Genomic DNA, 11049 nt, shown 5'->3' with positions numbered 1-11049 from the left:
GTACGTCCAGTACGAGGACTTCCGGCCGGCACACCGAGAGCACGCACCGGACGCCGCTCCTTGACGGGCAAACGTTGCCTGCCGCGGCACTAGAGTGATTGCAAGTGAAGAGCAAACCTGCCGGTCCGAGCACCGCGATCCGCCCTGGCGGCGAATCCCAGCTCCCTGCCCCGCTCCCGGAGGGGTCGTTTCCTCCCCGGCTGAAGCCGGGGGCATCCACGAAAGGACTCAGATGAACAGCGCGACCGCCCCTTTCGACGAGCTCGACCGGAAGATCATCACCGCTCTGATGGCGAACGCCAGGACGAGCTTCGCCGAGATCGGCACGGCCGTGGGCCTGTCCGCGACGGCTGTGAAGCGCCGGGTGGACCGGTTGCGGGACACCGGGGTGATCACGGGGTTCACGGCCACCGTGCAGCCGTCGGCGCTGGGCTGGCGCACGGAGGCGTACGTGGAGGTGTACTGCGAGGGCGCCGCGCCCCCCAGGCGACTGGCGGAGGTGGTGCGCAACCATCCGGAGATCACCGCGGCGATGACGGTGACGGGCGGGGCGGACGCGCTGCTGCACGTGCGGGCGCGGGACGTGGAGCACTTCGAGAACGTGCTGGAGCGGATCCGGGCCGAGCCGTTCATCCGGAAGACGATCAGCGTGATGGTGCTGTCGCATCTGCTGCCGGAGAGTCCGGAGGCGGGAGCGACCCAGGCCGCACCAGACGTGCGTTGAGAGGGCGAAAGACGCAGGATTCCTGCGTGGACGCGCAGCTCTTGTTCCTTGTCGGGCGTATCTCCCGCTTCGTACCGTGGTGTCAACCCTCACTCGACACCGTTGGAAGCGGAGGAACCCCTCTGTGCCCGATTCCCGTGTGCGGCGCTCTCGGCGCTTTCTCGTCTGCGAACCCAGACACTTCGCCGTGCAGTACGCGATCAATCCCTGGATGCATCCCGACACCCCGGTCGACGTCGATCTCGCCCGGGGGCAGTGGCAGGCGCTGATCCGCGCCTATGAGGCCCACGGCCACACCGTGGACACCGTCGAGCCGGCGCCCGGTCTGCCCGACATGGTCTTCGCGGCGAACTCCGCGGTCGTCGTCGGCGGCCGGGTCTTCGGCTCCCTGTTCCACGCGCCCGAGCGGCGCGGTGAGTCCATGCACTACGACACCTGGTTCAAGACGGCCGGGTACGAGGTGTACCGGCCCGAGTCCGTCTGCGAGGGCGAGGGCGACCTGGTGTGGACGGGCCGGTACATGCTGGCCGGCACCGGGTTCAGGACCACCCGGGACGCGCACCGCGAGGCGCAGGAGTTCTTCGGCCATCCGGTGATCAGCCTGACCCTGGTCGACCCGCACTTCTACCACCTGGACACGGCGCTGTTCGTGCTGGACGGCGGGCACGATCCAAACATCGCGTACTTCCCGGAGGCGTTCTCGCCCGGCAGCCGCGAGGTGCTGGCCCGGCTGTTCCCGGACGCCGTGCTGGCGACCCGGGACGACGCGCTGGCGTTCGGGCTGAACTCCGTCTCCGACGGCCACCATGTCTTCATCGCGCCGCAGGCCGAGGCGCTCGCCGCCCGGCTCGGCGAGCACGGCTACCTTCCTGTCCCCGTCGACCTGTCGGAGTTCCACAAAGCCGGCGGCGGCATCAAGTGCTGCACCCAGGAGATCCGCTCATGACCGCGCCCGTCGTCCCCCCGCGTACGTCCGCCGCCGACTCCGCGCGCTCGTCCGACGAGCTGATCCGCGCCGAGGGGCCGGTCCTCGCGCACAACTACCATCCGCTGCCCGTGGTCGTCGCGCGCGCCGAGGGCGCCTGGGTGGAGGACGTCGAGGGCCGCCGCTACCTCGACATGCTGGCCGGCTACTCGGCCCTCAACTTCGGCCACCGCCACCCCCTGCTGATCGAGGCGGCCCACCGCCAGCTGGACCGGCTCACGCTCACCTCCCGCGCCTTCCACAACGACCGCCTCGCCGAGTTCGCCGAGCGACTCGCGGAGTTGACCGGCCTGGACATGGTCCTGCCGATGAACACGGGCGCGGAGGCCGTCGAGAGCGCGGTCAAGGTGGCCCGCAAGTGGGCGTACGAGGTGAAGGGCGTCCCCGCCGACCGGGCGACGATCGTGGTCGCCGCCGAGAATTTCCACGGCCGGACGACGACCATCGTGAGCTTCTCGACGGACGAGACGGCCCGGGCCGGCTTCGGGCCGTTCACGCCGGGCTTCCGGGTCGTCCCGTACAACGACCTGGCCGCGCTGGAGCGGGCCGTCGACGAGACCACGGCGGCGGTGCTGATCGAGCCGATCCAGGGCGAGGCGGGCGTCGTCATCCCCGACGACGGCTATCTCGCCGGAGTGCGGGAGCTGACCCGGCGGAAGGGCTGTCTCTTCGTCGCGGACGAGATCCAGTCCGGGCTCGGGCGCACCGGGCGGACGCTGGCCCTGGAGCACGAAGGGGTCGTGCCCGATGTGCTGCTGCTCGGCAAGGCGCTGGGCGGCGGGATCGTGCCGGTGTCGGCGGTGGTGGCCCGGCGCGAGGTGCTGTCCGTGCTGCGGCCGGGCGAGCACGGGTCGACGTTCGGCGGCAATCCGCTGGCCGCCGCGGTCGGCACGGCGGTGGTGGAGTTGCTGGAGACGGGCGAGTTCCAGCGCCGGGCGGCCGAGCTGGGCGTCGTCCTGCGGGACGGGCTGACCGGGCTGGTCGGCAAGGGCGTCGTCGGCTTCCGGGCGCGCGGACTGTGGGCGGGCGTCGACGTCGATCCGGCCATCGGCACCGGCCGCGAGGTGAGCGAACGGCTGATGCGGGAGGGCGTCCTCGTCAAGGACACCCACGGCTCGACGATCCGGCTGGCGCCGCCGCTGACCATCACCGGCGAGGAACTGGGCGCGGCGCTGGCCGCGTTGGAGCGGGCGCTGGCACAGGGCGTCTGACGGACCCGCCGTCACCCGGGAGCCGCGGCGGCACGGCCGTCGGTCGACCCGTCGTACTCCCGGGTGGCTCAGCCGCTGTCGTGCAGGCAGGGTGAAGATTGGGTCAGGAGGTGGTAGACCACTCTCAGCGACAGAGAGGTCGACCGTGGGCACACACGACGAGGACGACGTTGCCCGCCGGCGGTTCGACGTGGCGGACACCGCGCCCCTGCTGCTCGACACGCAGGGCGCGGTCACGAGCTGGACCAGGGACGCCGAGCGGTTGCTGGGGTATCCGGCCACCGAGGCCGTGGGCAGGTCCCTGGCCGGGCTGCTCACCCACGCGGACGCCACGCGGCTGCCGGACGTCCTCGAGCGGTGCCGTCGGGACGGCGGCTGGGCGGGGCTGCTGTCGGCCCGCCGGCTGGACGGCCGGGCGATCCCGGTCATGGCCCGGATCACCTCGGCGCACGAGCCCGGCGGCCCGGCGCGCTGGCTGGTGCTGATGAACGAGATGGGCGACGCCCCCGGCTGGAACATGAGCCGGTCGGTGCTGGAGCAGATGATCGCCGGCTCCCCGATCGGCATAGCGATCGTGGACACCGACCTGCGCTATGTGTGGTCGAACGCGGCCCTCTCCCGGTTCGGCGGCGGCCCGCCCGAGCACCGGCTGGGGCTGCGGCTCGCCGATGTGCAGCCGGGGCTCGACTCCGAGGCCATCGAGGCGGAGATGCAGCGGGTGCTGGACAGCGGCGAGACCGTCGTGGGGTACGAGCACCTGGGGCACGTACAGGCCACGCCGCACCGGGACACGGCGCACATGCTGTCGTTCACCCGGCTGGACGACGACCACGGCAGCCCGATGGGCGTCTACTACACGGTCGTGGACATGACCGAGCGGCATCGTGCCCGGCAGCGGCTCGCCCTGCTCGACCGGGCGGGCCGGCACATCGGCCGCAGCCTGGACATCGCGCGGACCGCGCAGGAGCTGGCGGACGTGGTGGTGCCGGAGTTCGCCGACGTCGTGACCGTGGATCTGCTGGAGCCGGTGCTGCGGGGCGCGGAGCCCGCGCCGGGGCAGGCGGCGGACGGCCCCGAGGGCTCCGTCACCCTGCGCAGGGCGGGCCGGCGCACGGCCGACGGGCCCGAGGCGCCGACCGGCACCCCGGCGGTCGTCTACCGGGCCGGTTCGCCGCCGGTGCGCTCGCTGGTCGGCGGGCGGCCCTGGCGGGTCGAGCGGCTCGACCCGTCCGACGCCCTCGGCATGGAGTGGGCCGCGGCCCCGCCCGCCGGGTCCGAGCCGCCCAGCGCCCTGATCGTGCCGGTCCGGGCGCGCGGCGCCACCCTGGGCGTCACCACGTTCCTGCGCTGCAACCGGCGCGAACCCTTCGACGAGGACGACCTGGCCCTGGCCGAGGACCTCGTCTCCCGGGCGGCCGTCTGCGTGGACAACGCCCGCCGGTACACCCGCGAGCGCGACGCGGCCCTGGTGCTCCAGCGCAACCTGCTCCCCCGCCGGCTGCCCGAGCAGGACGCCGTCGAGGTGGCCGCCTGCTACCGGCCGGCCGACGAGCTGACCGGCCTCGGCGGGGACTGGTACGACCTGATCCCGCTGTCCGGGGCCCGGGTGGCCCTGGTGGTCGGCGAGGTGCCCGGGCACGGCATCGACGCCGCCGCGGCCATGGGACGCGTACGGACCGCGGTGCGCACCCTCGCCGCCCTGGACCTGCCGCCCGAGGAGATCCTGGCGCATCTCGACGACCTGGTCGCCCGGATGGACCACGAGGAGGGTGTGGCGCAGGAGGCACGGCCACGGACCGAGGGGACGCAGGCCGTGGGGTCCGCGTGCGTGTACGTCGTCTACGACCCCGTCGACGGACGGTGCACGATGGCCGCGGCCGGGCATCCCGCCCCGGCCGTCGTCCTGCCCGACGGCACCGTGCACTTCGTCGAGCTGCCCCGGGCGGCGCCCCTCGGCTCGGGCGGGCCGCCTTTCGAGTCGACGGAGGTGACCCTGCCGGAGGGCAGCACGCTCGCGCTGCACACGGACGGACTGCTGGCCCAGGGCGAGGACTGGGCGCTGGACACCGACCGGGCACGGCTGCGGCGGGCCCTGGAGCGGTCGGCGGACACGCTGGAGCTGCGCTGTCAGGCGGTGATCGACGCCCTCGTCCCGGACCGTCCGCACGACGACGTGGCCCTGCTGATGGCCCGGACCCACCGGCTGGCCGCCGACCGGGTCGCCGACTGGGAGCTGCCCGCCGACCCCGCGGCGGTCGCCGAGGCCCGCAAGACAGCGAGCCTGCGGCTGGCCGAATGGGGACTCTCGGAGCTGTCGTTCACCACCGAGCTGGTCGTGAGCGAGCTGGTCACCAACGCGATCCGCTACGCCACCGGGCCGATCCGGCTCCGGCTGATCCGCGAGCGCACGCTGGTCTGCGAGGTCTTCGACGGCGGCGCCACCGCGCCCCATCTGCGTCATCCGCGCGCCACCGACGAGGGCGGCCGCGGGCTGCTGCTGGTCTCCCAGGTCACCCAGCGGTGGGGCACCCGTTTCCTCGCCGAAGGAAAAATCATCTGGGCCGAGCAGTCGCTCACGGATCCCGGCGGGTGACCGGCGAGCCCCTCACGTCATATCACGTGAGAAAATGTGGCAAAACCGGCGGATGGGGCGCGAGCCATGAACGACACGGCGATCGACTACGCGGCGGTGTTCCAGGCCCTGCCGGGCATGGTGGCGCTGTTGACGCCCGAGCTGTTGTACGCGGACGCCAACGAAGAGTTCCTGCGCGTGGCGGGCCGCAGTCGCGAGCAGATGATCGGCCGGCATCTCTTCGACGTCTTCCCCGACAACCCCAACGACAAGGCCGCGAGCGGCATGCGCAACCTGGATGCCTCGCTGCGCCGGGTGCTGGCCACCGGCGACCGGGACACCATGGCGCTCCAGCGCTACGACGTCGAGTCGGCCGAGCGGCCCGGCGAGTGGGAGGAGCGCTACTGGAGCCCGGTCAACGCGCCGGTGCTCGGCCCGGACGGGTCGGTGGTGCTGCTGGTCCACCGCGTCGAGGAGGTCACCGAGCTGATCCGGGCCCGTGGCGGCCGTGGAGCGGGCGGGGGCGGATCGCGGGCGGGCGGCCGGGGCCGCGTCCTGGAGGCCGAGCTGTACACCCGCGCCCGTGAGCTCCAGGAGCTCAACGAGCGGCTGCGGCGGGCCCACGCCCGGGAGCGTGAGGTGGCCCTCGCCCTCCAGGAGGCGATGCTGCCCGCCCGACGCCAGGTGGGCCACCACCGGGCGGCCGTGCGCTACCGGCCGGCGGTGGGCGCGCTCAACGTGTGCGGGGACTGGTACGACCTGGTCGACCTCGTCGGCGGCCACCGCATCGGGGTGTCGGTCGGGGACGTCGTCGGACACGGTCTGGCGGCCGCCGGGGTGATGGGCCAGCTGCGCAGCGCGCTCAGCGCGGCCTCCCGGGTGGCCGAGGGCCCGGCCGAGGCGCTGAACGTCCTCGGGCGGTACGCGCACGTCGTGGACGGCGCCGAGTCGGCCACCGCGGTCACCACGTTCATCGACTTCGACCACCACACCATCACCTACAGCAGCGCCGGACATCCCCCGCCCGTCCTCGTGCACGCCGACGGCCGAGTCGAGTTCCTCGACCGGGCCACCGACCCCCCGCTCGACGCCTGCCCCACCCCGGTCCCCCGCCCGCAGGCGTGCACCGCCTACGCCGACGGCGCCACCCTCGCCCTGTACACCGACGGACTGGTGGAACGGCGGCACGAGGACATCGACACGGGCCTCAACCGCCTCGCCGACGCCCTCGCCCGGCACCGGCAGGACGATCCCGAAACCCTGGCCGACGCCGTCCTGTTGGAGCTTCTGCCGCCCGGCGGCGCAACCGACGACACGGCCCTGGTCGTCGTACGGCTGTGACGACGGCGACGGCCGGGGCCCGCCGTGGGGGCCGGATCGGCACGGTTTCGGCCGTCGCCGCCTGCCCCTACACTGACACCCCACACCATGCCGGTTGACCTGCTGGAACGCGGCGACAAGCCGATCCGCCGGACGCGAGGAGCGACTCCCTTGTTCTACTACCTCCTGAAATACGTGGTGTTGGGGCCGCTGCTGAGACTGCTCTTCCGACCCCGAATAGAGGGACTGGAGCATGTGCCGGACACGGGAGCGGCCATCATCGCGGGCAACCATCTCTCGTTCTCGGACCACTTCCTGATGCCCGCGATCCTCAAGCGCCGCATCACGTTCCTCGCGAAGGCCGAGTACTTCACGGGCCCCGGCCTCAAGGGTCGGCTGACCGCGGCCTTCTTCCACAGCGCGGGGCAGATCCCGGTCGACCGTTCCGGCAAGGACGCGGGTCAGGCCGCGATCCGCGAGGGCCTCGGCGTGCTGAGCAAGGACGAACTGCTCGGCATCTACCCGGAGGGCACCCGCTCGCACGACGGCCGCCTCTACAAGGGCAAGGTCGGCGTCGCGGTCATGGCCTTGAAGGCCCAGGTGCCGGTGATCCCCTGCGCGATGATCGGCACCTTCGAGGCGCAGCCGCCCGGCAAGGTGATCCCGACCCTGCACCCCGTGGTGATCCGCTTCGGCAAGCCCCTCGACTTCTCCCGCTACCTCGGCATGGAGAGCGAGAAGGCGGTGCTGCGCGCGATCACCGACGAGATCATGTACGCGATCCTGACCCTGTCCGAGCAGGAGTACGTGGACCAGTACGCGGCCGTCGCCAAGGCGGAGGAGGCCGCGGCCAGGGCGGCGGCGAAGGCGGCCGAGAAGGCGGCAGAGAAGCCGGAGAAGGAACGCAGGTTCCCGCGACTGCCGTCGCGGTGACGAACCGTCGGAATGCTTGAGGGGCGGCCGGATCGATCCGGCCGCCCCTCCGCTGTGCTGTCCGTCCGTGGCTACGGCTTCGGCGTGGCGTGCGGTGCGCAGGTCACGTCCTTGGCGTCCAGCTTCCCGGTGAGGAGATAGGCGTCCACCCGGGTGTTGATGCAGGGGTTGACCAGGCCGGTCACACCGTGGGAGCCGGCGTCCTTCTCGGTGATCAGGCGGGAACCCTTGAAGCGCTGGTGCAGTTCGACGGCGCCCTCGTAGGGGGTGGCCGCGTCCCGCTCGGACTGCACGATCAGCACCTGCGGCAGGCCCTTGGGCGTCTTGACGTTCACCGGGGTCTGCTGCCGGACCGGCCAGGTGGCGCAGGGCAGGTTGAGCCAGGCGTTGGCCCAGGTCATGAACGGGTAGTTCTTGTGGAGCGCGGTGTTGTCCCGGTCCCACTTCTTCCAGCTGGTGGGCCACTTGGCGTCGGTGCACTCGACGGCCGTGTAGACGGCGTTGCCGTTCTCCGCGGCGATGTTGCCGGCCGTGTCCGTGAGGTCGGGGGCGGCCGCGTCGACAAGGGCCTGGGTGTCCCCGGCGAAGTACCGGCTGAAGACGGTGGCGACCGGGATCCACGAGGAGTCGTAGTACGGGGCGCTCTGGAAGAAGCCGATCAGCTCGGCCGGGCCGACGACCCCGCCGATGGGGTTCTTCTTCGCGGTGGCGCGCAGTTCGAGCCACTTGGCCTGGACGGCGGCGCGGGTCGTGCCGAGGTGGAACGTCGCGTCGTTGGCGGCGATCCAGTCCTGCCAGTCCTTCCAGCGGCCCTCGAAGGCGACGTCCTGGTCGAGGTTGGCCTCGTACCAGATCTTCTCGCGGGAGGGGTTGACCACGCTGTCGACGATCATGCGGCGCAGGTGGCCCGGGAACATGGTGCCGTAGACCGCGCCGATGTAGGTGCCGTAGGAGACGCCCAGGTAGTTGAGCTTCTTCTCGCCGAGGGCGGCCCGGATGACGTCCAGGTCGCGGACGGTGTTCGGCGTGGTCATCTGCGCGAGCACGGCCTTGCCGGTGCGCTCGGCGCACCCTTCGGCGTACTCACGGGCCAGCTTGCGCTGGGCGAGCTTGTCGGCCTCGCTGTCCGGGACCGGGTCGGCCTTGGGCGCCTTGACGAACTCCTGCGGGTCGGCGCAGGAGATGGGCGCGGAGTGGCCGACACCGCGCGGGTCGAAGCCCACGAAGTCGTAGGCCTTGGCCACGTTGGTCCAGACGGGGGCCTTGGTCGTGACCCGGCGCGGGAAGCGCAGGCCGGAGCCGCCGGGACCGCCGGGGTTGTAGACGAGCGCGCCCTGGCGCTCCGCGGGCGTGCCCGTGTTGCCGATGCGGTCGACGGCGAGCTTGATCTGCTTGCCGTTCGGCCTGGCGTAGTCGAGCGGCACGGTGACCCAGCCGCACTGGATCGGCTTCTCCAGGCCCCAGTCGGCCGGGCAGTCCTGCCAGTCGATGCCCGCCTTCGCGGCGCGCTCGGCGGCGATCGCGGCGCCCCGGGCCTCCCGGTCCTGCCCCGGACGGCTGCTGGTCGCGCTCGCCGTGGGCGCCGCGACGGCGCCGGCGATCAGCGTGGCGGCGACGAGTACGCCTGCCGAGCCGAATGCGGCGGTGCGCTTGTTCGGTCGTATGTCCCTCAAGTGGGCCCTCCCCCTGCCTGGTTACTGCCTGGTTATGTCAGCAGGGGGATCCTTTCGGCTGTGAGCCGCCTGAGAACAGGTGCCGTTGACCTTCTTTGCCAATCCGATAACCGGATAGGGATATACCGCTCACCGGATATCGAGCGCGATGAGTGTTTCGTCCAGTACGCGACGCAACCGCAGCCCGTCGGCGGCGACGGCGGTGACGAGGGCGGCGGGCCCGGCCAACGGCATGACGCAGGCGTGCTCCCCGAAGACCTCGGCGGTCACCGGCCGCTCGGCGAACTCCGGCCGCACCACGACGAGTTGTCCCACGGCACGGTGTCCCGCGAGCACGGCCGGCCCGTCCCAGCCGCCGGGCGCGCCGGGTCCGCAGGCCAGTTCCTGATCGAGGACTACCCGCCCGGCGACCCGTACGACCAGTCGGCCGGTGAGCCTGCCGGGCTCCTCCCCCACCCGCCCGAGGACCTGCTCCTCGCGCAGCACCAGCCGGGCGCCGGCGGCAAGGTCGACCCGGGTGGTCAGGAACAGGTCGCTTCCCCGCGCCGAGATCAACGGCTCGGGCAGCCAGTGCAGTTCGCCGCCGTCGGCGACGGTCAGGCGTACGTCGTAGTGGGCCTCCTCCTTCACCTGGCCGGGCAGCGCGATGGTGGCTGCGGCCGAGCCCACCCGCAGCCGGGCGCCGCTCCCGACGTCCGCCTCGACGGCGAACCGGTCACCGCCGAGGGGCCCGCTCATCGCCCCGACGAGCACGACCCGCGCCTCGCCGCCCGTACCCCGGGTGCGCCGCAGGGCGAGCGGCCCGTCGCTCTCGAGCACCGGCAGGGCGGTCCCCCCGCGCCCGTCGCCGCTCGCCCCGATCCGCGCGGTGGCGTGCACACCGCTCATGTCACGCCGTCCAGGCGGCGAACTGCGCCCGCACCCACGCGGCGACGTCCGCGACCCCGGCCTCGCTCCGCAGCGACTGGAAGACGACCGGCAGTTCGGCGCGCTGGGCCTTGGCGTCGGCGGCCATCCGGGCGAGGTCGGAGCCGACGTACGGCGCGAGGTCGGTCTTGTTGACGACGAGCAGATCGGCGGTGGTGACACCGGGCCCGCCCTTGCGCGGGATGTCGTCCCCGCCGGCGACGTCGATGACGAAGATCTGCGCGTCGACGAGCCCCTTGGAGAAGGTGGCGGTGAGGTTGTCCCCGCCGGACTCGACGAGGATCAGGTCCAGCGGCCCGACCTCGTCCTCCAGGTCCTCCACCGCTTCGAGGTTCGCGGAGATGTCGTCCCGGATCGCGGTGTGCGGGCAGGCGCCCGTCTCGACGGCCGTGATCCGCTCGGGCGGCAGCACGGCCTCCCGCAGCAGGAACTCGGCGTCCTCGCGGGTGTAGATGTCGTTGGTGACGACGGCGAGGGACAGTTCGTCCCGCAGCGCACGGCAGAGCGCGGCCACGGTCGCGGTCTTCCCGGACCCGACGGGACCGCCGAGCCCGATCCGCAGGGCGCGACGCGAGCCGTCGGGCCGACGGGCGTCGGCGCTGACGGCGGCGGGACCGTGGTGGGAATGGTCAAGATGCATACTTACGGCTCCTACGGTTTCAGCCCGTCCGGCGTTTGAGGACGAGGCCCTTTCGGGGCCGAAC

General features: G+C 72.4%; 9 protein-coding genes. 6 read left to right on the top strand and 3 right to left on the bottom strand.

Translation table 11 applies throughout. From position 1 onward, the window contains the following. The first annotated feature begins 232 nt into the window (after positions 1–232). From AB0J04_RS43810 to AB0J04_RS43785, 6 genes are all read left to right on the top strand, one after another. A complete protein-coding gene (locus tag AB0J04_RS43810) occupies positions 233–724 on the top strand; it encodes an Lrp/AsnC family transcriptional regulator (protein WP_363174306.1) in 492 nt (163 codons plus the stop codon). Between the two features lie 124 nt (positions 725–848). Further along, the gene (gene ddaH / locus AB0J04_RS43805) at positions 849–1670 is read left to right on the top strand and encodes a dimethylargininase (protein ID WP_363174305.1); all 822 of its coding nucleotides are present in this window, start codon (positions 849–851) and stop codon (positions 1668–1670) included. Further along, positions 1667–2920: an ornithine--oxo-acid transaminase gene (gene rocD / locus AB0J04_RS43800; protein WP_363174304.1), complete on the top strand. Its 1254-nt coding sequence runs from the start codon at positions 1667–1669 to the stop codon at positions 2918–2920. The genes ddaH and rocD overlap by 4 nt, the downstream gene beginning before the upstream one ends. A gap of 145 nt (positions 2921–3065) precedes the next feature. Next, the gene (locus AB0J04_RS43795) at positions 3066–5513 is read left to right on the top strand and encodes a SpoIIE family protein phosphatase (RefSeq protein ID WP_363174303.1); all 2448 of its coding nucleotides are present in this window, start codon (positions 3066–3068) and stop codon (positions 5511–5513) included. Positions 5514–5579: 66 nt separating this feature from the next. Continuing rightward, a complete protein-coding gene (locus AB0J04_RS43790; protein WP_363174302.1) occupies positions 5580–6833 on the top strand; it encodes a SpoIIE family protein phosphatase in 1254 nt (417 codons plus the stop codon). A gap of 150 nt (positions 6834–6983) precedes the next feature. Next, a complete protein-coding gene (locus AB0J04_RS43785; protein ID WP_363174307.1) occupies positions 6984–7745 on the top strand; it encodes a lysophospholipid acyltransferase family protein in 762 nt (253 codons plus the stop codon). 71 nt (positions 7746–7816) lie between these two features. Here the strand turns inward: AB0J04_RS43785 and AB0J04_RS43780 are convergent, their stop codons facing one another. From AB0J04_RS43780 to ureG, 3 genes are all read right to left on the bottom strand, one after another. Further along, positions 7817–9418: an alpha/beta hydrolase gene (locus AB0J04_RS43780; RefSeq protein ID WP_363174301.1), complete on the bottom strand. Its 1602-nt coding sequence runs from the start codon at positions 9416–9418 to the stop codon at positions 7817–7819. 129 nt (positions 9419–9547) lie between these two features. Continuing rightward, on the bottom strand, positions 9548–10306 hold the full coding sequence (locus AB0J04_RS43775) for an urease accessory protein UreD (protein ID WP_363174300.1): 759 nt from the start codon (positions 10304–10306) through the stop codon (positions 9548–9550). Position 10307: 1 nt separating this feature from the next. Further along, entirely contained in the window at positions 10308–10985 is a 678-nt protein-coding gene (gene ureG / locus AB0J04_RS43770; protein WP_363174299.1) for an urease accessory protein UreG, read from the bottom strand. Positions 10986–11049: the final 64 nt, after the last annotated feature.

Origin of the sequence: Streptomyces sp. NPDC050263 (assembly GCF_040655955.1) — a bacterium.
Taxonomy (GTDB): Bacteria; Actinomycetota; Actinomycetes; order Streptomycetales; family Streptomycetaceae; genus Streptomyces.
The sequence above is the reverse complement of the archived record's forward strand: the minus strand, read 5'-3'. Positions and strand labels throughout refer to the sequence as shown.